Annotated in this window: 23 protein-coding genes; 15 read left to right on the forward strand and 8 right to left on the reverse strand. The window is 49.5% G+C overall.

Features of this window, described 5'->3' with window-relative positions:
• The first annotated feature begins 122 nt into the window (after positions 1–122).
• Genes OEU88_RS07115 through OEU88_RS07130 form a run of 4 tightly spaced genes read left to right on the forward strand, consistent with a single transcriptional unit; the run spans position 123 to position 2984 of the window.
• The gene (locus OEU88_RS07115; RefSeq protein ID WP_262694451.1) at positions 123–449 is read left to right on the forward strand and encodes a DUF3325 domain-containing protein; all 327 of its coding nucleotides are present in this window, start codon (positions 123–125) and stop codon (positions 447–449) included.
• Between the two features lie 13 nt (positions 450–462).
• Positions 463–711 carry a hypothetical protein gene (locus OEU88_RS07120; RefSeq protein WP_262694452.1) on the forward strand — a complete coding sequence of 83 codons (249 nt, stop codon included), beginning with the start codon at positions 463–465 and terminating at the stop codon, positions 709–711.
• An 8-nt stretch (positions 712–719) separates the two neighbouring features.
• Complete coding sequence (locus tag OEU88_RS07125) at positions 720–2297, forward strand: PepSY-associated TM helix domain-containing protein (protein WP_262694453.1); 1578 nt, start codon at positions 720–722, stop codon at positions 2295–2297.
• A 54-nt stretch (positions 2298–2351) separates the two neighbouring features.
• Positions 2352–2984, forward strand: coding sequence for a LysE family translocator (locus OEU88_RS07130; RefSeq protein ID WP_262694454.1), 633 nt, complete (start codon positions 2352–2354; stop codon positions 2982–2984).
• 37 nt (positions 2985–3021) lie between these two features.
• Here the strand turns inward: OEU88_RS07130 and OEU88_RS07135 are convergent, their stop codons facing one another.
• From OEU88_RS07135 to OEU88_RS07160, 6 genes are all read right to left on the reverse strand, one after another.
• A complete protein-coding gene (locus OEU88_RS07135) occupies positions 3022–4161 on the reverse strand; it encodes a methyl-accepting chemotaxis protein (protein ID WP_262694455.1) in 1140 nt (379 codons plus the stop codon).
• A 1-nt stretch (position 4162) separates the two neighbouring features.
• The gene (locus OEU88_RS07140) at positions 4163–4684 is read right to left on the reverse strand and encodes a PAS domain-containing protein (RefSeq protein ID WP_262694456.1); all 522 of its coding nucleotides are present in this window, start codon (positions 4682–4684) and stop codon (positions 4163–4165) included.
• A 237-nt stretch (positions 4685–4921) separates the two neighbouring features.
• On the reverse strand, positions 4922–6970 hold the full coding sequence (locus tag OEU88_RS07145; protein ID WP_262694457.1) for a hypothetical protein: 2049 nt from the start codon (positions 6968–6970) through the stop codon (positions 4922–4924).
• A gap of 98 nt (positions 6971–7068) precedes the next feature.
• On the reverse strand, positions 7069–7746 hold the full coding sequence (locus OEU88_RS07150; RefSeq protein WP_262694458.1) for a hypothetical protein: 678 nt from the start codon (positions 7744–7746) through the stop codon (positions 7069–7071).
• Between the two features lie 136 nt (positions 7747–7882).
• Positions 7883–8785, reverse strand: coding sequence for a formylglycine-generating enzyme family protein (locus OEU88_RS07155; protein ID WP_262694459.1), 903 nt, complete (start codon positions 8783–8785; stop codon positions 7883–7885).
• Positions 8785–9516, reverse strand: a complete 732-nt coding sequence (locus tag OEU88_RS07160) for a helix-turn-helix domain-containing protein (protein WP_262694960.1) — start codon at positions 9514–9516, stop codon at positions 8785–8787. Before OEU88_RS07160 ends, OEU88_RS07155 begins: the two co-directional genes overlap by 1 nt.
• A gap of 143 nt (positions 9517–9659) precedes the next feature.
• On the opposite strand from OEU88_RS07160, the gene OEU88_RS07165 reads away from it, so the two are divergent.
• The 8 genes from OEU88_RS07165 (at position 9660) to OEU88_RS07200 (ending at position 16493) form a co-directional block, all read left to right on the forward strand.
• Entirely contained in the window at positions 9660–10667 is a 1008-nt protein-coding gene (locus OEU88_RS07165) for a YdaU family protein (RefSeq protein WP_262694460.1), read from the forward strand.
• A gap of 40 nt (positions 10668–10707) precedes the next feature.
• Complete coding sequence (locus tag OEU88_RS07170) at positions 10708–11199, forward strand: hypothetical protein (RefSeq protein WP_262694461.1); 492 nt, start codon at positions 10708–10710, stop codon at positions 11197–11199.
• Between the two features lie 135 nt (positions 11200–11334).
• Complete coding sequence (locus OEU88_RS07175) at positions 11335–11883, forward strand: PAS domain-containing protein (protein WP_262694462.1); 549 nt, start codon at positions 11335–11337, stop codon at positions 11881–11883.
• A gap of 915 nt (positions 11884–12798) precedes the next feature.
• Positions 12799–13314, forward strand: a complete 516-nt coding sequence (locus OEU88_RS07180; RefSeq protein WP_262694463.1) for a hypothetical protein — start codon at positions 12799–12801, stop codon at positions 13312–13314.
• Complete coding sequence (locus tag OEU88_RS07185) at positions 13250–14560, forward strand: DNA-packaging protein (protein ID WP_262694464.1); 1311 nt, start codon at positions 13250–13252, stop codon at positions 14558–14560. The genes OEU88_RS07180 and OEU88_RS07185 overlap by 65 nt, the downstream gene beginning before the upstream one ends.
• Positions 14560–15777 carry a phage portal protein gene (locus OEU88_RS07190; protein ID WP_262694465.1) on the forward strand — a complete coding sequence of 406 codons (1218 nt, stop codon included), beginning with the start codon at positions 14560–14562 and terminating at the stop codon, positions 15775–15777. The genes OEU88_RS07185 and OEU88_RS07190 overlap by 1 nt, the downstream gene beginning before the upstream one ends.
• Before the next feature lie 67 nt (positions 15778–15844).
• Positions 15845–16108, forward strand: a complete 264-nt coding sequence (locus OEU88_RS07195; RefSeq protein ID WP_262694466.1) for a hypothetical protein — start codon at positions 15845–15847, stop codon at positions 16106–16108.
• The gene (locus OEU88_RS07200; RefSeq protein ID WP_262694467.1) at positions 16101–16493 is read left to right on the forward strand and encodes a hypothetical protein; all 393 of its coding nucleotides are present in this window, start codon (positions 16101–16103) and stop codon (positions 16491–16493) included. Before OEU88_RS07195 ends, OEU88_RS07200 begins: the two co-directional genes overlap by 8 nt.
• Here OEU88_RS07200 and OEU88_RS07205 read toward each other — a convergent pair whose 3' ends face one another.
• A complete protein-coding gene (locus OEU88_RS07205; RefSeq protein ID WP_262694468.1) occupies positions 16494–16826 on the reverse strand; it encodes a hypothetical protein in 333 nt (110 codons plus the stop codon).
• 161 nt (positions 16827–16987) lie between these two features.
• Here OEU88_RS07205 and OEU88_RS07210 point away from each other — a divergent pair, with 161 nt between their 5' ends.
• On the forward strand, positions 16988–18025 hold the full coding sequence (locus OEU88_RS07210) for an HK97 family phage prohead protease (protein ID WP_262694469.1): 1038 nt from the start codon (positions 16988–16990) through the stop codon (positions 18023–18025).
• 59 nt (positions 18026–18084) lie between these two features.
• Here the strand turns inward: OEU88_RS07210 and OEU88_RS07215 are convergent, their stop codons facing one another.
• A complete protein-coding gene (locus OEU88_RS07215) occupies positions 18085–18753 on the reverse strand; it encodes a hypothetical protein (protein WP_262694470.1) in 669 nt (222 codons plus the stop codon).
• A 144-nt stretch (positions 18754–18897) separates the two neighbouring features.
• Here OEU88_RS07215 and OEU88_RS07220 point away from each other — a divergent pair, with 144 nt between their 5' ends.
• Both OEU88_RS07220 and OEU88_RS07225 read left to right on the forward strand, forming a co-directional pair.
• Positions 18898–19206 (forward strand): hypothetical protein, encoded by a 309-nt coding sequence (locus OEU88_RS07220; protein WP_262694472.1) that lies wholly within the window; start codon positions 18898–18900, stop codon positions 19204–19206.
• Positions 19207–19423: 217 nt separating this feature from the next.
• On the forward strand, positions 19424–20515 hold the full coding sequence (locus OEU88_RS07225; protein WP_262694473.1) for a phage major capsid protein: 1092 nt from the start codon (positions 19424–19426) through the stop codon (positions 20513–20515).
• The last annotated feature ends 83 nt before the right edge of the window (positions 20516–20598 follow it).

Raw genomic sequence — 20598 nt, forward strand, 5'->3', positions numbered from 1 at the left:
GATAGACCCCTAGATGCGAATTATTCTTAACTGAGTTAGTAATAATAATGATTCTTAATTGCAATATAAAAAACCATGTGATACCCACATAATTATTCGGTGCTGAAATGAGGTGTAGAGGCATGATAATTACGGGGCTGTCGCTGTCGTATCTGGCTTGGTTTGGATTTTATCATTCTGAAGAAAAACGCTCGGCTTATGAGGTGTTCAGCATGTCTAAAGCGCGGCGAAAAACTACACAGCTTTTTGCCTGGCTCGTGTTTTTTCTCGCGCTGTATCCGTGTGCACAGCTTGTTGGCCTGGAGCGCGGCATTGCGCTGTGGTTGGCACTTATAACCGGTACGGGGTTGTTATTTATTTTCTCGGTTCAAACACACCCATCAGTGAATAACGCAATGGCAGTGGGCGGCCTGATCGTTACACCACTGAGCCTGCTGTTTAATATTTGAAGGAGGAAGTGCCATGCGTGTTTTTAATGTCACCATCCTGTCTGTTCTGGCGACCGTACTCATTGGTGCCGGGTTGCTTCTGGGTTTGCCGGGCGATTTTTCTGAACGCGCTCTGTGGCTCACTGTTTTCATACCGGTGATATGGACTGCGTTCATGTTCTATTGTTACTGGGACAAGAAAGTATGGCGCGTCACGACAGCGCTTATCGGAATTTGCCTGATAGGCATCGGCATCGTGCTGACTACGCCCACACCAGTTTAGAGGTTAAAATGAAACAAGATCGTCACAAGAGATTATACGACCTTCATTCCTGGGCGGGTATTTTGCTCGGACTGTTCATCTATGTTGTCTGCTTTTCAGGTACAGTTGCTTTATTTGGCGACGAGTTAGGCCCTTGGGAAAACCCTTCGCTACGGCTCGCCGTTCCGGAGCGGACGGCTGCGATCAATGAACAATTTAAAGAGTTCGTTGCAGCAACATCCAGTAAGGGAACTTTGACATTTGCACGGCTTGATTTCCCCCATGACATCGCACCTTATTACATGGCGTTTGCGGGTTACAGCGACGACAGCGGCGAGACCACCTTCATAGAAGAGAAGTGGCACCCTGAAACAGCAAAATTATTACCGGAGCGCGGTGACGGTCTTTCACACTGGATACTGGATATTCATCGTAAGCTAATGCTGCCAACCACATTGGGGCGCACACTTGTTGGTATCGCAGGCGTTGTCATGATGGTGTTAATCATCACCGGTATTTTGATCCACGGTAAGATCATCAAAGATTTTTTCACACTGAGGCTGCAACGATCAGACCGTTTGAAATGGCAGGACAGTCATAAAGTCCTCGGTATATTTGGTTTGCCGTTTTATATCATGATCTCATTCACAGGGGCATTCCTTGGTGTGGTAACCATCTTAAGCCCTGTTGTTGCGCTGATTGCTTTTCAGGGAGACACAGAAGCGTTGATTGCCAAGGTCTTGGGCGAACCACCGCAAGCATCTGGTGAAATTGTACAAATGTATTCAATGGATCAGGTGCATACACTCAAATTCCCGGGAACAGACATGAAACCGGTTCGGGTGATCGTAGATAACTACGGTGACAAGAATGCCGTTTACCGTGTTATTTACCCGTCCGAGACAGAGCTGAGTTCTTTTGATCAGGTCACCATCAGTGGTGCTGACGGAACAGCTGTCGATACCGAACTGGATATTACCCGCGTTACGGCCGCAAACCGTGTTGTTAATGCGCTTACGCCCCTGCATTATGCGACTTACGGCGGTATATGGCTGAAGTGGATTTATGCGGCACTGGGTCTGTTTATGACAATCCTGACCGCAACGGGGTTGATGCTGTTTGTAGAACGCCGTTTGCATGGCTCGGAAGGCAAGAAAAGCGATGCGTTCTATGAACGCTTAAGCCGCATTAACATTGGTGTCTGCATGGGGTTTCCTCTTGCAACCGCAGCATTGTTCTATCTCGATAAACTATACACCGGCGTTGAAGCTGAACGCATGTATTGGACTGGCGTGACATATTTCACTGTAGCAATTGGCACCACCGTGTTCTCGTTGTTTCAGCAAGACGGATACCGGAATGTGAAGCAGCTCATGGCTACACTTGGCATGCTTGTATTATGTATCCCTGTGATAAATGCGATTTATACAGGTGCACAGTTCTGGACTGCCAATTCCGTAGGTGATGTTTTATCAAACGGTGTTGATATAAGTACAATAGTGCTTGGTCTGCTTATAGTATTTTCATCAACGCAGATACCTGCCTGCCGTAATGATGAACGCCCACGCTTAAGCGATAAAACCATTGGTGCTGTTCCGGCTGAGTAGTTAGTGTCTGGCTGATCTGTGATTTGCATGCATGTTTTATGAAGGTTTGTTCTCATGACGCTTGAAATTATCGCTGCCTTTGCTGCCACCTCCATTGTGCTTTCGTTGGCGCCGGGGCCGGATAATATATTTGTGCTGACCCAGTCAGCTATGCATGGCCCGCAGGCCGGGCTGATGGTAACACTCGGTCTTGCGACCGGTTTGTTGTTTCACACAGCGGCAGTTGTATTTGGCTTGGCGGCACTTATTCAGGTTTCGGTTGCGGCATTCACCACGTTGAAGGTTCTGGGTGCTGCTTATTTGATTTATCTTGCATGGAAAAGCTTTCGCGCTGCCCCCATGGAAACTGCGGGCCCGGAGGCAGGAAAGTCACGCCACATGTCTAGTGCTGCCTATTACAGGCGCGGGATCATCATGAACGCACTGAACCCCAAGGTGTCGATATTCTTTCTGGCTTTCTTGCCGCAGTTCATCGACCCGGTGGCAGGTAACATTGAAGGACAGATGCTAATCCTTGCCAGTGTGTTTTTTGCCGTAACACTTGTGGTTTTTTCCGTTGTTGCTGTTGTTGCCGGCAAGTTGGGTGATGCGTTTGCACGCACACCCAAAGTGCAGAATATTATTAATAAAACCGCATCAGCTGTTTTCTTCGGTCTTGCTGCGAAACTGTTGCTAACAGAGCGCTAACCGCCAGTAGCGGTTAGTCTGTTTCTTGATGTATAGATTAGCTGTTCAGAGTGTTGCTCAGTCTTTTCGCCTGATCTGCAAGCCCTGTTGCGACGCTTAAAACATCGCCCGAGATGGTGTTTACTTGGCTGACATTACCATTTACTTCAGTAATGTTGCTGGTCACCTCGTTTACATCAATGGACACTTCTTCTACATTGCGGGCAATTTCCTGTGTTGCTGCGCCTTGCTCTTCAACCGCTGCTGCGATGGATGATGAATACTCATTGAGTGTACCAATGGTTTTGCCAATGCCGGTTATGGATGCCACAGCAGTTTCTGTCACGGTTTGAATTTCGGTAACCTGTGATTGGATGTCTTGTGTTGCCTTGGCTGTTTCAACGGCCAGACCTTTCACCTCGGAGGCCACAACGGAAAAGCCTCTGCCAGCTTCACCTGCGCGTGCAGCTTCAATTGTGGCGTTTAGGGCAAGCAAATTGGTTTGGCGGGCAATGTCGTTAATCAATCCGACAACCTGTTCAATTTGCTTTGAAGCCTGGGATAAGCTGTTGACAATCTCGTTAGTTCTTTCTGCCTCTTGCACAGCATCGCGTGCCATTTCTGTTGATTTGGACACTTGCTGATTAATTTCATGGATGGAGGCGTTCAGTTCTTCAGCAGCAGCTGCAACTGTGTGTACATTTGATCCTGCTTTTTCAGCAGAGATAGCAACAGCCTTGGTTTTTTCTGTCGTTGAGCCAACAGTGCCTGTCAATCCGGTGGCACTTTCGTTCAAGGTGTCTGCCGCTGATGTGATTTCGTTAACAATTCCGCTGAATTGTCCCATCTTTTCAGCGATGCCGTCTGCTGCGCTGTTTATCTCACGCGAAGCATCGCCGTATGCACCAAGCATGCCTTGCGTTGTGATACGCCTGAAGTATTGGTTCTTGGCAACGAAATGTAGTGATGCTGTCGACTCGCGGACATATGCGTCAGCCCTGTCGATCATCTCGTTGACGCGGTTACACAAATCGCGCTCGAGGCCTTCATTAAGAGTGATTCCGCTGATGCGGTTTTCATAATTACCACGGGACACATTGGTCACAACCGCCAGAATTTCTTTTAACTTTTCTGTACTAACCGCCGCGTCGGATTGTGCAAAATTTTCAGGGGACATGTGCATTGTTTGATCATCCATATCAGTCATCCTTTTTCAAGTCGGCGACAAATTCGTCGTAGCTCATTCCGAGGTCAGCCAGTTTGGCTTTGAAAGTGGCCACAGACTGCTGCAAGCCTTCTTTTTTGCTGCTGTTGCTCGCTTCGATGGCCAGCATTTCGTCGTAGAGCGGAATGATTTTTCCCGTGATTGTGGCAGCGCTGGGCACACGGCGCGTGGAGTGATATCCAACAATGGCACCACCGCGAAAGCTAGGTGTTACATGTGCGTTTACCCAGTAATGATCACCGGACTTGGTTGAGTTAACCACATAGGCGAATATTTCGTTGCCTGATTTGATCGTGGACCACAACATCTCGAATACGGCACGCGGCATATTAGGGTGTCGGATGACATTATGTTGCTTGCCGATGAGCTCATGCTCTTCGTAATTGGAAACTTCCATAAATGTATGATTTACGTATGTGAGGCGTCCATCGAGGTCTGTTTTACTAACGATCAGGTCATCTCTGTCAAAGAAAACCTCTTGCCCTATAAAGTTCATGTTCTGCCCTTCGACGACCCCCGTCGATAAACATTGGTTTACGTATCACTGGTTAAAAAATTGCTAATTATATTAATGAATTACAAAGTTCCTCTAAAATTTTGATAGTGTTTTTTGGATACTAATTGAGGTGTATTTGAACAACCGAATTGTACAAAACACGGCGGCAATATTGGCCACCGTGTCCATTTTTTGCGCAATATCATGGGGCGCTTATAATGGCTTTTCGCATCAGTTTTAAGGTGTGCTGCGCAACTGCCCTGAATTAACTGCATCAATATATTCAGCAAAATCCCATTCGCGCCGTGCATTAAGCCCTGAAGGTTTCAGTATAGACTTTCGGGTCAGGTGGCTCATCGCATTGCGGTTGGGGCTGTGCTGCCAACTGTATTTCCCAATGTTCAACGTTCCGGCATTCCGCCCAAGGGCGTGAATTAACTCATGGCTTAATACATAAGGATCATCAGCATCAACGGCGTGCATGGCAATTGCATTTCGTCTGGTAATGGCAAGGCTTGCCTCTGTTGGACGCGATGCCTGCACGTAGCCTTTGCTGTTGCGGTCAACGACACGATCCATGAAAATGACGGCTAGTGCCCCTTTGTTTGGCAGTGCTTTGCGGGTTGCTGCTTCCAGGTTCAGCAGCGCTGTATGGCCTCTGCCAACATAGCCACCAGTTATACCTTTGCCTGTTGTGCTCGGTAAAGATTTTATCCATTTTTTATAGTTCTCAAGCACCTTATGGTCAGGCTTTAACTCTGGTGGATCAACACGGTGAAATGTCAGATACACGCAGTATTGTGCATACCACCGGATGGCCCGTTTGATGGCGTCTTCAATGCGCGGCGGGGTCCAGGCGAAGTCGTCGAAAGGCCCCATGAATGCATCAAGGCCAACTTTTATGTACATGCGAGGAGATGTCCGTGCCACCGTGAAGTACACATCAGCATACATGGCGGGCAGGCGGGTGTAATCCATGCGGGCATCAGGTCCCGGCAGGCCGGGTTTAACGCGCCGGCGGATGGGTGCGTTATAATAGCTCCGGTAGTTAAAGCCGAAGGTTTCCACGAAATCGGTGCTGCATGTTTTTGTGCGGTATTTCAATGGTACGTATTCGCTTGGTGTGAATGTTTTTTTCACTTCGTCTGTTGGTGGCTTGAAGCGAGGCGGAATTGGCGGTTTAACGGGGTCAGGTTTTTCCTGCGTACCGGGAACGTCAGGCTTCTTGGGTTGCTTCGGTTTCGGTATGGGGCGTGGACGCGGTGCAGGATACCGGTAGGTGCCACCGTTCGGGTGCCAAAACCATCCGTTGTATGATCCTCTTAAGATTGGTGTGTCAGGGGTAGCTAATACCACCTCTCGCGGTGTATCCGGGTAGTGGTGCACACTTCCATCCGGATGCCAGAACCACCCATTGTATGGCCCGCTGGGTAAATGGTTGCGCTCTATGCCTTGTTCGGTTTTTAAGGCATGGCTTTCACCATTGCTGTCTTCCATCAAAAGCACACCGGCTTGATTGGCGACAATAACCTGTGTTCGCCGTGTTTCGGTTTCCATGTCAAATATGGTGGCTTCGAACGCCCATGTATTGTCAGTTTCAATGGTGATGGCATCAAGGCCGGTTTGACCTCTTATCAGCTGGCTGCCTGTTGGCAGGGGGGTGTACAGTGCAGCCCAGTTTACAAGGTTTTGGTCTCCCGCAATTTCCTGCAATGCGTTTTGGGCCTGCTGGTAAGCCTGTTGTCGGGCCAAAAATATGGTTGGTACAGTTACTTCAAGTTGAATGGGCGGGAAAGTGTATTCGCCTAATGTAAGGGAAAGCTGAACAGGGCCGGGCCTCGTGTCTTTCGGGATTTCAACAGATAAAATAGAGAGGTTGCCTGGGCGGTTTGGTATACGAGCGAGTGAGGCAACGATGGGCTGTGGTTCCGACCAGCTTCCCTCATTTGTGGTTTGCTGCAGTGCGGCGCGCGGCACACGCGCAGCCGATTGTACATTATGCTGAAAAACAAAATGAAGAGGCCTGCCAGCCAACGGTGCCCCGTTCCATTCCAATGTTATTGTGTTTTGTGTTGTTGATATGTTGCTGACAACATCAAGTAGAACAACGGCTTCGTCCAAAGGGGGTGCTTTGCTGACTGGCTCTGGCAATTCGATGCAGGCGGCAACACCAAATATACCAAGTGAGAGTAATCGGAAAATAAACCGCATAGACCTTTGGATATGTTGAGTAAAACCTGCTTTGCCACTTAAACGGCAGTGCTTTGCGTTTTGATTTTGTGTCATCAGTCTGCTCCCCATGTGCCCCCGCACAGCAACACTATAGCAGATATTCTAGTATAAATTGTAAAATAGTGATGTTGGTGTGCGCGGCATTAATGGCATCAGCTGGCTGTTGTGCGTAAAATATTGGCAAGGCGAGCAAGGCCTGCATCAATCATAAAGGCACCGCGATCATCGTGTGCTGCGAGAAAACTGCACCGAACATCAACCAGAATAATCATGTAGCGCTTTAGTATTGCTCTGGGCGATTCCTCTAACGTGTCCAGTGTGTGCGTGCGTTCAGGGGCACACCAGTTCAGGATCATTGTATCCGGTATAGTCGGGGAGAGCCGTTTTGCGTGCCGCCAATGCTGGCGGCGGCATGTGCGTCTGATGTGCAGCACTGACATTGCCAGTGCTGATGGACCACCTGTGCTGCATCTCGTGCGCGTGTGCGCTCCAAGCGGCAGTTTTCTGACATTCGGGCTGGATGAACGGGGAGGGGCGGGGAAGCACCCATGCCTGTTGCCAGCGCGGTGGCCTTTATGGGTGTATACGCTGTCGCATATTACACCGCGTACATCATCAGGGAGCATATATTGGCTCTCCCCTTCTTTTTGTCGGCGGGTTACGCCGTCCCGCACCGGCTGTTGCGCGCGGTGCTTTTGGGTCAACTGTCGAATGAACAAGCCTTTGCCGCCTTGGGGGTTTCGTTTGAAACGTGGTGGCCGTGCGGTCCGGTATTCCTGCGAATACGTTTTGAGCAGGGTCTTGTCAGTGTGGCTGATTGTTCGTGTCAATCTGCTGGATACTGTGCGCCAACCTGTTCATCGATGTTGTGTGACTATTATTACGAAAAACGTAAATAAAGTAAAGAACGAAAATTACGAAATATGAAATTAGTACGGTAATCTTTGAAGGGAGGAAGTGACGTTTTTATTTGCCCGGGTTATTCGGATCGTTTGCTGACAGCGTTTTGGCAACGCGGAAGCCATGGCTAGTGCTGTATTGATGATTGCCCCTAACACCTGCACCATCACCTCTCTGGCTGGAGTAGATGATACGCGCGGGGTTAGACCATGTGCCGCCTCGCTTCATGCGCCCCTTGCAATCCGACCCTTCTGTCCAAACGCTGCCGTCTGTTGGTGCGCCGTCATAGTTCAGGTGAAAACAATCATCTACTATTTCAGAAACGTTGCCGTGTACGTCATGTATGCCGAAAGCATTTGGTGGGTAACTGCCAACCGGCATGGTTTTCTTTTCCCAGTTTCCCGTTCTTCGTATTTGGCTTGTGCCTTTTGTCAGGAAATTAGCCTGCTGGTCAGTAATAGTATTGCCAGTGCTGTATTTGGTTGTTGTGCCAGCGCGCGCCATATATTCCCACTCTGCTTCGGACAGTAAGCGATAGCCACCGCTGGTTTTGCTGTTCAGCCATGCCAGATATGTTTGAATATGATCCCATGATACTTTGAATACGGGGTAACCTGACCGGCCCCATGTGTGCGTGTGTGCTTTGTTGTCCCACCCAATATGACTGGGTCTGTAACCATCGCAGCCGTCATCTTCGACACACGCATCCCACTCATCAAAGGTTACCTCAAACTTACCCACTGCAAGCGGGTAACCAATGGTCACTTTATGTATGGGGGTGGTTACATGTTTTGTAATAGGGTTCCAGCTACTACCCATCATGAATGTTCCGGGTGGGATAACTACCATTTCTGGGCAAACATCGCAGTCCTGAAATACTGTTCCAGGCTTGTGGCCTTGAGTCGTTTCTTCTGCGTTCAAGAAGCTGGTCAGTATAATGTAGACCGTGCTGTATAGGAGCGTGCGCATCAGCTCAACTCTGCAGTAACAGCATGCCGGCGGTGGACCCACATCACCGTTGCCTTCACATCATCAGGTCTGATCGTGCGGTGCAGGGATGCGTCGGCGTCGTCATTGGCAGCCATGCGGTGATTATCCATATCCTTTGGTAACATGGAAAAGCGAAACTGGGCGTGTTGCGGGTTAGGCGTTTCCGCCATAGGCATGAGCCAGTGTTCACCGCCAGCAATGACATAACTGCGTGCCACAAGACGACCATTGCCGAGATCAATAATGAAGATAGCACCAGGCACCAGCAGTGTGCCGTGTATTTTGGGGTCGCCGGCAATAACCAGAGAGCCTTCACGAATGTCGCGGCTCATGCTGTCATCACCCATGATATAACAAAACAAACCATCCGCTGTGTCTGCGTCTGGCGGCAAAGGCACTCCTTTGGTGTCACGCGGCGTTGCCGGTTCTACCATGCCGCTTCCGGTCAGCCTGCCCAGCACAGGCAGCAGTGGTGCTGTGTTGTCATTGCCTGCATCGCGCAATTTGCCTGCCTTAAGGCTGTTGAGCAATGACTGCAGTGACAGACCAAGCAGAATGGCAAGGGCTTCAACCTCGTCTACCTGTACTTCGCGCATTCCTTTAATGATGTCGGTCACACGTGGTGGCGGAATAGACAGCGCAGCGGCGACGTCTTTCATCTTATGGCCTCGCTCTTTCAGGCGGGCTTTTATCCATATTTGTGATCGCATATATAAAATATTACGAATTTTGTAAAAAATAGCAAGCGTTTCTTTTTTCAAAAAGGGTTTGCATAACTTACGATAAACGTAATATTATTATTTCAACCCACCCCAAACGTGCGTGCTGTCCGCACATTATGAGAAAGGCCTGTATGGCTGAATTTCCTGCATTGCCACTGTTCACGGATGCTTATCTGGCAGATACGCGGCATCTGACAACTGAAGAACATGGTGCATACCTGTTGTTGTTGATATGTGCGTGGCGGTCACGTGGGTGCGCACTTAAGGATAATGACAAAACACTGGCGCGAATTGCTGGTCTGTCACCGACGCGGTGGCGACGGATAAAACCTGCGTTGATTGACTTTTTTACTGTGGAAGGCGGCCTGTGGCGGCAGAAAAAGCTGACCTCTGTATATGCGGGTGTGTCTATGCGTGTGGCCCGCAACAAGGCAAATGGTGCGCGTGGCGGGCGTGCAACCAGCAAGGCAAGAAGCCAGCACCGCAAGGCTTCAGTGATACAAGCAGCGCAGCAAACGCATAGCGAAAGTACAAGCGATCAGGCGATGGACGTGGCAGCAAAACAAATAGCAGCCAAAACCAAAGCCAAAACAATGCCTGCTGCCGCTGACCTGCAGGATATAAGTAATGACTTTGATCTGGAGATGTGGCGCGCAGCTGCACGTGCTGTTTGCGGTGACGGCGTGCGTTTGGACGACAGGGTGCTGCATGCCTGGCACGATGCAGGTGTGGATATGCATGCTGATATGTCACCGACAGTTCAGGCTGTGATGACGCGCGAGGTGGCTCGAACGGGCAAACCGCCGCGCATGCTGGCTTATTTTCGGGCTGCAGTGCTTGAGGCTATGTATGAGCGCGTGCAGGACAATGCAGCCGCGCGGGCATTGTTGGCTTGTGAGCATCGCAAAATACCATTTGATCCTGTAAATGTTGACCACTGGCATCAATTGCTCGGCGACGCAGCAAGCCGGTTTCGTGGTGATTATATGGCGCAGCACTGGTTTATTGATCGGGACCATCCGGTGTTTTTACCAGCCGAGCTTGGGCCGAACCCGCGCTTGTCCTGCACCAGCCATATACCTGCCGAAATATACAGTGCCTATGCTGCATCGTGGGGATGGCTGCGTGCAGATATCTAAAGACACAACGACCCTCAATGATAACAAAAGGAAAGCCAACATGGTTCACATTAGTATGCCCAGCGCAGAAAGCCGGCAAAATTTCGGCGATGAAGGTGACCGCCTCGCCGATATGACAGCAACGGTAGAACGACGTCTTGTCAGTGCCACATGGACGCTACGCCGGTTGCCTGACAGGGAGCGTAGTTTTATGCGGATGCGTACCATGATGTGGCCGGAGGGTGCGCAAACACCAGGCACATATGCACCCGCTGGCATGAGCTATATGCAGGCGCGGCGCCGTATACGCATTGAGCCACAAGAAATTGATGCGATGCAGCCTGCACTTGATATGTTGCCATTGCTGCCAGATGTGGCAGATCGGCAAATATTATTTTGGGCAGCGTGGCATCAGGACGGTGAAGTCTCTGCAAAAATTCCCTGGGCCAAAGTGAGGCGCAGTTTGGGTGCTGACCTCTCACGTTGGACATTGAAGCGCCGCAACGATAACGGCCTGAAGTGGCTCGCACAAATTGTGTTGGCGCAGGCATAATTGCAGGGGAGTGTGCGGGATGTGTTTCCCTTAAAAGTATAAAAAGAGAGTACTATTAGCGTAAAAAGTGCACAAGTACTTGCGCGCGAGAAAAGTGTCCCATAAAGTTACAGTATTGGGGAGATAGATACGCTAATGAGCTTAACCCAGAACGATTATCTGACTTTCCTGCAATACTGGAAGCAGACATGCGAAGCCAGTGATGGAAAAATTGCCGAGAGGCACTTGTTTAGGCCTAGTGGCATTGCTTACTTGTTGCCCCATGTTTTCCTACTTGAGGTTATTCCGCCTGAAATGCTGGAAGTGCGCATTGCGGGAACCGCACTTGATATGTTGTCTGCCAAAACGCTCACAGGTAATAATTTTCTGGATGTTTGCCCACCGCATGAGCGCGACATATACTGGGATGTGATGCAGGAGATACTGCGCGTGCCATGTGGCTCAATGATAACGCGTGAAGTGACGTTTCGTGATGATCAGACATACACAATGAAAAGCCTGAAATTCCCGCTGATAGACAAGAGCGCAGGCCGCCAGTTTATTGTTGGTTTGTTGGGGATTACCAATCTGGACCAGACAATGCCGCGGCCCAAAGGCGGCGCGGCGCGGTCAAAAATTACCGATCAGCATTATGTGGATGTTGGGTACGGTGCGCCGCAGTCTCACTCTACGACAACAGAATAACCATGCATGTTAGCGCAATGAAGTGATGCAGCTGCAGGCTAGCTAGCCGCCATGCTCCAGTAGAACGCCCCACCGATAACAACAAAAAAACTAATAAGCCCAAGCCAGCAAGCAATGCCGTGGCTATATTTTGCATTTGCGCAATCATGTTGCATAAGCGTGGTCTCCCGAACCAATTAACTTATGAAGCCCCCTGTGTGGCGCTATTTTTATCGTCTCTGTTGTGTGTTGGCTAGTAAAAAATTAATGATTACCGAGTAAACTAATGCTTTGGTATTCAGTGTTGTCTCGACACAAAAATTCTAAACCATTATGGCGACGACCCTTTTTCGATCCTGACTAAACGACCAGGATTAGACTCAAATTTAAATAAAAAAATACTTGCCTCGCTGCAGACTTTGAGGCAAAGTCGTAGTAGCCATAGTGACTGAATTAGCTCGCTCTCGGGACAAAATCTCGGAGCGGGCTTTTTCTTTGTGCGAAGTTCACAAGCAAAGTAATGATGATTTTTAGTCAAATACTGGTGAGCACCCCCAAAGCGCGATATCATCATTGGATGATATTTAAACGATTGCATTTTACAACTAAATTTTATGGTCTGGTGTAATTTTATTTATGCAGCTTGTGGAGATTGTTTTGCTGCGTGCTGCTGTCGTGGTCGTTGTATGGGTCAGAGGGTGCGAAAGAAATTCACTTAAATTAGGTGAAACATCAATGGTTCTGCCACATTAGTAATGGCGATGTAAAATAATTTACGAAAAACGTAAAAATAGCTTGCACCCAAACCCATATTGATGCACCATATGTACAGTCACATTGAGAAAGTGTGTCGAGCCGCCGCAAAGACCTCGCAAGAGAAACTTCTGCGGCGTTTTTATTGGGGCACAAATAAATAGTTATTAGGGTGTAAGGCATATGGATCCGCTGCAGTCAGCGAAGGCAGACCAACAGGATTTTTCACATGCGCAAGAGATGCGTGCATTTACACCAGAACAACAAACATTTTTGCAGTCGCTGACAAGTGGTTGCTCTGTCCGGCAAGCAGCTGAAGCTGCGGGTGTGCCGCATGATGTGCCGCATAGCTGGCGCGAACGCGATACGATTTTTGCTACAGCATGGGTGATAGCCGAGGAGGCTGGCACTGACATCATTGAAGAAGAGGCCTTCCGGCGCGCCGTTAACGGTGTGCAAAAACCTGTTTATCGCTCCGGCGAGGTTGTTGGCCATGTGGCCGATTATTCAGACACGATGCTGATGTTTCTGCTGAAAGCCCGTAGGCCAGACCGCTACGGCGCGACATCTGCGAGCAGTAAAACTGCCAAACAAGGCGCGGGCACTGACCAGCTGAACCTTAAAGGAACACGCGATGCGCTTATCAGCAAATTCATTGCGGTCCATGACACATGCAAACAGACGCCTGTTTCTGAATAGCCTGACCGACGAAGAAGCTGCTGTATTATCATATGACTGGAATTTTTGGTCGCGGCCAAATCAGCGGGCACCAAAAGGGGCATGGTCCACTTGGTTGATGCTGGCAGGGCGCGGGTTTGGTAAAACGCGTGCGGGTAGCGAATGGGTGCGCAGTCTTGTTGAAGGCGGAAAAGCCCAGCGTATAGCGCTGGTTGCGCCCACACTGCATGATGCCCGCGCAGTGATGGTTGAAGGCGACAGCGGCTTGCTCGCTGTTTGTCCGCCGTGGTTCAAGCCCAAATTTGAACCATCAAAGCGCACACTCACGTGGCCAAACGGTGCTATTGCAACCCTGTTTAGTGCGGAAGAGCCCGAGCGCCTGCGCGGACCGCAACATGACGCCGCCTGGTGCGACGAACTATGCGCCTGGAAACAGGCTGACATGACCTATGATATGCTGTTGTTTGGCCTGCGCCTTGGTCGTAAACCACGCACACTTGTTACTACAACACCGCGGCCGGTGCCGTTGTTGAAACGGCTGACAGCAGACAAGAAAACCGCCATTACCAAAGGCAGCACATTTGATAATTTGAAAAATCTGGCACCCAGCTTTCGGCGTGACATTGTTGCGCGGTACAGTGGCACACGCCTTGGTCGTCAGGAACTGATGGCTGAGTTGCTAGAAGACACGCCCGGCGCGCTTTGGCTGCGTGGCACTATCGAAGATGCACGCACTGAGACACATCCACCGCTTACACGCATTGTTGTGGCAGTGGATCCACCCGCCAGTATGGGGGAGAATGCAGATGAATGCGGCATTGTTGCCGCTGGCATTTCAGCAAACGGCACAGCATATGTATTGGATGACCAAAGCATGCAGGGCCTCAGCCCGAACGGCTGGGCTTCACGCGCTGCCGCACTTTACCACACACTTGAAGCTGACCGTTTGGTAGCTGAGGTGAATATGGGCGGCGCAATGGTTGAAACGATTATCCGTGAGATAGACCCGACCATTGCATACCGCGGTGTGCACGCATCGCGCGGTAAAATCGCTCGCGCTGAACCTGTTGCTGCGCTGTATGAACAGGGGCGGGTTAAGCATTACGGCACGTTCCCGCAGCTTGAAGACCAGATGTGCAACTACACAGGCACATACACAGGCGCACGACAAACATGTGCCAGCCCTGACCGGATGGATGCGTTGGTTTGGGCGCTGACCGAACTGATGTTGGGCCGTAAAAATTCACCTAATATAAGGACTCTTTGATGGCGTTATTCGACAGATTATTTGGTCCTAAACCCGATAAAAACCTTAATGCTGAGCAGGGCAAAAAACGATTTGAGGCCAAGCAGGCAAACAGGCCCATTTGGGCGCGGGTTGGCCCCGGCAATGCTGTTTCCACGCCGCGGCGCTATGACCGATTGGCGGATGAAGGCTACAGGCAAAATGTTGTTGCATACCGCGCCGTTAATCTGGTGGCAAAGGCTGTTGCCAGCATTCCGTTTACCTTGATGCGCGGTGACGAGCGGTTAAGCGATCATCCATTACTCGCACTATTGGCGCGCCCCAACCCGAAGCTGAAAGGCGAGAACTTTCTTTATAACTTTGTTGGCTATTACCTGATTGCAGGCAATGCATATGCAGTGAAGGTTGGGCCTGACGGCGGTATGCCCAAGGAGCTGTGGCTCTTGCGCCCTGACACCATGCAGGTGGTTGAAGGCACGGACGGCCTGCCTGCCGGTTTCGAGCAACAGTTAGCCGGTAAAAAACAACGCTTTGATGCTGACAGTGTGTTGCACCTTAAAACGTTTAATCCGCTGTCCGATTGGTACGGCCTTGCGCCGCTTGAAGCGGCGGCCATGGCGGTTGATGCGCATAACGAAAGCAGCCGATGGAACCTTGCACTGGTGCAAAACGGCGGTACGCCCTCAGGTGTGCTGTATCAGGACGAGGCAGACGCACCACTTACTGACGCGCAGTTTGACAAACTGAAATCGGAAATTGAGAACCAGTATACAGGTGCCGTGAATGCAGGCCGGCCACTTCTGCTCGAGGGTGGCCTTAAGTGGCAGGACATGGGGTTAAGTCCCAAGGATATGGACTGGGCATCTGCCAAAAACATGAGCGCCCGCGAAATCGCACTTGCGTTTGGTGTGCCTCCGCAAATGATGGGGGTGCCTGATGCACAAACTTATGCGAACTACGCAGAAGCGCGGCAAAGCCTGTGGGAAGACACAATCATTCCGCTGGCACAAGACATAGCGCAGGAATTGACCAATTGGCTGGTGCCTGACTTCAATGGCGGAACACGCGCCTTGCAAACGTCTGCAAGACGAGATGACAAGCAACAATTAAAGCTAACACTGGACCTCGATGATGTACCGGCCCTTAGCGCCAAACGTGCCGCAAAGTTTGACCGTATCGCAAACGCTGCGTTCCTCAGTGACGAGGAAAAACGCACGGTACTTGGGTTCGGGAAATAAAGATAGTGTATTTGAAAAACTATTGAAAACGCGATATTCATGAATCCATTCACTTGGAGGCATGAACATGTTGAGTAAAACAGAAAAACAAAAGATTGCGGATTTTTTAAATAAACGAGCACCTAACGGAGGTATATGTAAAGAATGTGGCTCTAATAAAATGTCTATCGCTGACCATATTGTACAACCAATTATAGCTAATGAAGGTGGGCTAACAATAGGAGGACCTTCGTATCCTCAAGTCATGGTTGTTTGCAATAATTGTGGTTCCACTAGGTACTTTAATGCCGTTGTAATGGGCTTATTAGAGGTGGAGGCGACCGATGACTGATAAAGAAAATAACGATACTGTTCCACAGCTAACGGCTGATCCGCAATCTGGCTTTGATGGTTCCACAGTAAAACCACTTTATGTTGAGAGGAAACCTACGGTGTATGGGGTAATGGAATCAGAACTAGAAAACCTTACGGCATGGAACTTTATCTCGAATATTAGTTTTTCTGTAGGATCGTTTTTTCTCTCTATTTTTATTGCACTCAATATTGAATTTGTAGGTGCTGAGCCAATGGACGCATTGGCTAGTTCATTTATTACATGGATGAAATGGGCGAGCGGAATTTTAGTTATAGTGTCTTGGTGTTTAGGTATATATTTTTGGTTCAGAAGAAAAAATCAAATTTCTATAATCAAAAGAGAAAGCAAGATATCGAATTAGTTAACCCCCACCGGGTCTTAGCTTGTAAGCGATCCAAAGGCATCCAATGGTGATGCCAAGCACGACAGTGCCAATCATTTTAAACAGGAAAATTGTCTCATCAACTTTGACAGGGTCCGTGTGCTCCAACGCAAGGCCTTGGCCCGCCGCGAAGGTGCCAACCCCAAGAACACCAAACAGGATAGACAACAGCAGCGCGGTGAACGACAGCCAGAAACGATATTTGTCGTTAGAGGGTGCGGAGGCCACCTGATCAGAATTCGCCTGAGTAGCGTTTATCAGAGTATTTTCCGCCTGAGCAGTTTCCCCTGTGGTTGGGGTTAGCTGTGCCATGTCGGCAGTTGGCGGCGGTGCGGTTATTTCGGTGTGTGATGGTATGTCGTGTAATCCTTGTTTTTATAGTTTGCTGTTTTAACAGGTGCCTAAAACACTGTCCAGCAGGCGCGCGGTAACCCGCAACACCTTAAATCATCTTTAATCCAAAGGAATAGCCAATGGCAGCATCCCGGACATCATCTGTTCAGGCCGAGCGCGATATTATTGACTTGCCGCTTGAAGTGAAAGCAGGCGGTATGCCTGGCGAATTTGAAGGTTACGGCGCTGTATTTGGTAATGTGGACCGCGACGGTGACGTGGTCACCAAAGGCGCGTTTGCAAGCAGCTTGAAGGAACGCTTGCCAGCCCTTCTCTGGCAACATAACCCCAAGCAGCCCATCGGGCGGTTTGATGTGGTGCGCGAAGATGCAAAAGGCCTGTTTGTGAAAGGTCGCCTGTCGCAAACAGGCAAGGGGGCGGAAGCCTACGAACTTCTAAAAATGGGCGCCCTTAACGGCCTATCGATTGGTTTTGTAACCAAAGAGGCACAGCGCAGCAGCGCATCGGGCGCCCGCCAAATTACCCGCGCAGACTTGATGGAAGTGTCCCTTGTGACGTTTCCGGCCAACGAGCTTGCGCGCGTTCAAACTGTTAAGCAAAAGGAACCTGCTTTGAATAGTCAGACAGATATTGAAGATCCCAGTATTCGTGATCCACGTAGTTTTGAGCGTTTCCTGCGTGAGAACGGTTTTTCCCGCAGTCGGGCCAAAGCAATTACGGCGAAGGGCTTTAAGAGTGGTGATGGTCTAGCATCTAAGGAAGATACGGCTGTTTTGTCAGACATGCTGAAGAAGAGTGCGCAGCGAATTGAGATGAAAAATATCCCTTATTTTGAGCTGGAAGCTAATAGTAAAAGCCGAATATGTACATTTAAACCATCTAGCTCACCTGCAAGAGTTGACATGGGCGAGTCAATTTCTGAGCAACCAGAAGGCACTCGCTATGATGATTTGGTGATTGATATATGGGTGCTGGTCCCTACACGCCCCGGTCAACCAGCTATTTGGCAACACCAACGTGCCGTTAAAGGCAAGCATCTGTTTACCATCGATATTCCCGGTTTTAATCAGTTGACCGATGCAGAGAAGAACCGCGGTGCCTTGAGGTTACAATTCATCGGTAAGTATAAGCGCAGATTTAATGTCACGGTTTCATAAGAGCGTTATAGGCTTTACTCACAAAATGAACTCGTAGAAAATAACCGTTAGAATGATACCTAAAACAAGCTCTCATTGTAACCTATAGCAGTGGTCAGTTCGATATGTGGCGCACAGCCTAGCAATTTTTCACGACCGCCCAGTAACCTTTTGGCTAATGACCAAGCATATAGTGACGCTGATTGAGGGAATGTGAAGACAACGTCTGCGTCGTAATCAAAGGCACCTGGTTTCTCAAGGTCAATATTGGGGTCAATATCTTCGACAGTTGGGTAAGCGTCGGCAACATTGACGAAATGCACGGCGGCATCTTTATTGGCGACGAAACGGTCACCTTCATTACCAAACAGTCTGAAGGAATGTTTTTTACCGTCTCTTTCGGCTAATACGCGGCCAATCTTTCGGCGTGCCTCAGGCTTGAAGTAAACTTCAATCCTAAATTCGCCTGGTAACGGACCCTTATAGGCAGGGATAACGCAGCCGCTCTGAATGTCGTTTAACGAAAACGCTAACAATGGCTCTGTTGCCGTGAGTGAAATAGGAGGTTCACCGCTTATAAGCATTTTTCGGCGCAATTTGAAATTGTTGTGAACACCATACCAAACGCCACTGATATTCATGATGTCTTCAGACGTATCGGTTTGGGTCATTGTATGACTGTTTGTAAAACTGGTATACCCAAACATAATTGCGACACCTGCCATAAGGCCCGTTATGAACTTGAACATTGTTCGCTCCTGCATGCATTTGGAACATAATAAGAACATAAGCGAGCAAAATGCAACATTTCATACACCTGAATGTTTGGTGCGTTTATATTAGTATACAAAATACGTGAAGTATTGAGGTGCAACACGATTTGAGGGATGAGTATGAAACGTATTTTAAGTGCAGCGATGCTAATTATGGTGGCATCAAGCGCCAGTTACGCTGCGCGCGGTTATATCTATATTAATCATGATGGTGAGCGTACCCGCACTGCGAACTTTGAGTTTGATGGTATGCTGGTGTGCAATTTGAAACGGATGGTCGCCTCAACCGTGGGCTTAAGTATGAGTGAGTTTGACCTGAAAAAAGGCGGTGTTAGATTGGATGCTTCGAAGTCGCTTAAGGAAGCTTTCGTTAGCTCTGGCAATAATGTGCAGGTCGCAAAGGTGCGGCGTTCCAATCAGTGCACCTAGTGCTGTAGCTTAAAAAAAACTAATCGAATTTCAGCCCGGTGCAGTGATGTTGCCGGGCTTTTATTTGCCTGATGTGCATAGCGTGATGCTGATGCGCGTTGGCTGATACACGGCCATTTCTGGTCTGCGCGAGGCAGGCATGTGGCCTTTCAACCGAGCGGCCAACCGAGTGGCATGACCGCTCTCTCATACCAAATATATTGAAAGGACAGATGTCATGGAAATGACTGATCTGAAGTCTGCGATTGAGGATTATACCGACGCAGCAGAAAACGGCATTCTTGGCCTGAAAGACCGCATGGATGCGCTGGAGACAAAGTTTGCCCGCCCTAACGGCGGCGGTGCAGATGCGCACGCGTCGGACGCGCTTGAACATAAGCATGCGTTTTTGGATGGTTTTATCGCACGCGGTGATGACAGTGAACTGAAGCAGATTGAAGCCAAGGGCTTATCTACGGCAAGTGGCGGCGACGGTGGCTTTGCTGTGCCGCATGTGATTGACACAGAAATTGAAAAGCAACTGCGTGACCTGTCGCCGCTGCGCTCCATCTGTAAAGTGAAAACCATCGAGACATCCAATTACACACGGTTGTTAAATGTTGGTGGCACAGGATCTGATTGGGTCGGTGAAGCGGGTGCGCGCAGCGAGACGGCGACGCCCTCGTTGCAGGAAATTACCATCACACCCGGCGAGATATACGCCAATGCAGCGGCGACACAGCGTGCGCTTGATGACATGCAGTTTGACGCAGAAGCGTGGCTAACGGAAGAAGTGGCAGAAGCCTTTGCTGCCAAAGAAGGCGACGCTTTTATTAACGGTGACGGTGTGAACAAACCCACCGGGTTTTTGCATACGTCTGTTGTTGGCAGCATTGGTAAGGTGACAACCACGGCATCGGGTGCCTTTGATGGACCTGACAACCTCGTTGACCTGGTGCATGCACTGAAGGCGCGTTACCGCCAAGGTGCCAAGTTTGTCATGAACAGCGCAACACTTGCCGAAGTGCGCAAGATGAAAGACGGCGATGGTAACTTTATCTGGCGACCGGGTTTGATTGAAGGCCAGGCTGACATGCTGCTGGGTTATCCTGTGGTGGAAGCAGAAGATATGCCTGATGTTGCGACCGGTGCATTTGCTGTGGCGTTCGGTAATTTTGAACGTGGCTACACGATTGTGGAGCGTACTGGCACACGGGTGCTGCGTGACCCATACAGCGATAAACCAAATGTGCTTTTCTACGCGACCAAGCGCGTTGGTGGTGCTGTGGTGAATGCTGAAGCGATCAAGCTGCTTGAGTTTGCTGCCTAAGCAAGCTTAACGCGGTAATAGACGAACATGAAGGCGGGGTTTTATCCCGCCTTTTTTATTGGCCTTTGGGCTTTTTTCTTTTT

Origin of the sequence: Kordiimonas aquimaris (assembly GCF_025574485.1) — a bacterium.
Classification (GTDB): Bacteria; Pseudomonadota; Alphaproteobacteria; order Sphingomonadales; family Kordiimonadaceae; genus Kordiimonas; species Kordiimonas aquimaris.

Bases quoted from the DNA above. Each gene is read 5' to 3' on its own strand.
- OEU88_RS07125 (WP_262694453.1), top strand. From the start codon at position 720: ATGAAACAAGATCGTCACAAGAGATTATACGACCTTCATTCCTGGGCG.
- OEU88_RS07115 (WP_262694451.1), top strand. From the start codon at position 123: ATGATAATTACGGGGCTGTCGCTGTCGTATCTGGCTTGGTTTGGATTT.
- OEU88_RS07210 (WP_262694469.1), top strand. From the start codon at position 16,988: ATGGCAGCATCCCGGACATCATCTGTTCAGGCCGAGCGCGATATTATT.
- OEU88_RS07220 (WP_262694472.1), top strand. From the start codon at position 18,898: ATGAAACGTATTTTAAGTGCAGCGATGCTAATTATGGTGGCATCAAGC.
- OEU88_RS07175 (WP_262694462.1), top strand. From the start codon at position 11,335: ATGAGCTTAACCCAGAACGATTATCTGACTTTCCTGCAATACTGGAAG.
- OEU88_RS07120 (WP_262694452.1), top strand. From the start codon at position 463: ATGCGTGTTTTTAATGTCACCATCCTGTCTGTTCTGGCGACCGTACTC.
- OEU88_RS07160 (WP_262694960.1), bottom strand. From the start codon at position 9,516: ATGCGATCACAAATATGGATAAAAGCCCGCCTGAAAGAGCGAGGCCAT.
- OEU88_RS07200 (WP_262694467.1), top strand. From the start codon at position 16,101: ATGACTGATAAAGAAAATAACGATACTGTTCCACAGCTAACGGCTGAT.
- OEU88_RS07190 (WP_262694465.1), top strand. From the start codon at position 14,560: ATGGCGTTATTCGACAGATTATTTGGTCCTAAACCCGATAAAAACCTT.
- OEU88_RS07180 (WP_262694463.1), top strand. From the start codon at position 12,799: ATGGATCCGCTGCAGTCAGCGAAGGCAGACCAACAGGATTTTTCACAT.
- OEU88_RS07185 (WP_262694464.1), top strand. From the start codon at position 13,250: ATGCGCTTATCAGCAAATTCATTGCGGTCCATGACACATGCAAACAGA.
- OEU88_RS07140 (WP_262694456.1), bottom strand. From the start codon at position 4,684: ATGAACTTTATAGGGCAAGAGGTTTTCTTTGACAGAGATGACCTGATC.
- OEU88_RS07130 (WP_262694454.1), top strand. From the start codon at position 2,352: ATGACGCTTGAAATTATCGCTGCCTTTGCTGCCACCTCCATTGTGCTT.
- OEU88_RS07215 (WP_262694470.1), bottom strand. From the start codon at position 18,753: ATGTTCAAGTTCATAACGGGCCTTATGGCAGGTGTCGCAATTATGTTT.
- OEU88_RS07155 (WP_262694459.1), bottom strand. From the start codon at position 8,785: ATGCGCACGCTCCTATACAGCACGGTCTACATTATACTGACCAGCTTC.
- OEU88_RS07205 (WP_262694468.1), bottom strand. From the start codon at position 16,826: ATGGCACAGCTAACCCCAACCACAGGGGAAACTGCTCAGGCGGAAAAT.
- OEU88_RS07225 (WP_262694473.1), top strand. From the start codon at position 19,424: ATGGAAATGACTGATCTGAAGTCTGCGATTGAGGATTATACCGACGCA.
- OEU88_RS07165 (WP_262694460.1), top strand. From the start codon at position 9,660: ATGGCTGAATTTCCTGCATTGCCACTGTTCACGGATGCTTATCTGGCA.
- OEU88_RS07135 (WP_262694455.1), bottom strand. From the start codon at position 4,161: ATGGATGATCAAACAATGCACATGTCCCCTGAAAATTTTGCACAATCC.
- OEU88_RS07145 (WP_262694457.1), bottom strand. From the start codon at position 6,970: ATGACACAAAATCAAAACGCAAAGCACTGCCGTTTAAGTGGCAAAGCA.
- OEU88_RS07170 (WP_262694461.1), top strand. From the start codon at position 10,708: ATGGTTCACATTAGTATGCCCAGCGCAGAAAGCCGGCAAAATTTCGGC.
- OEU88_RS07195 (WP_262694466.1), top strand. From the start codon at position 15,845: ATGTTGAGTAAAACAGAAAAACAAAAGATTGCGGATTTTTTAAATAAA.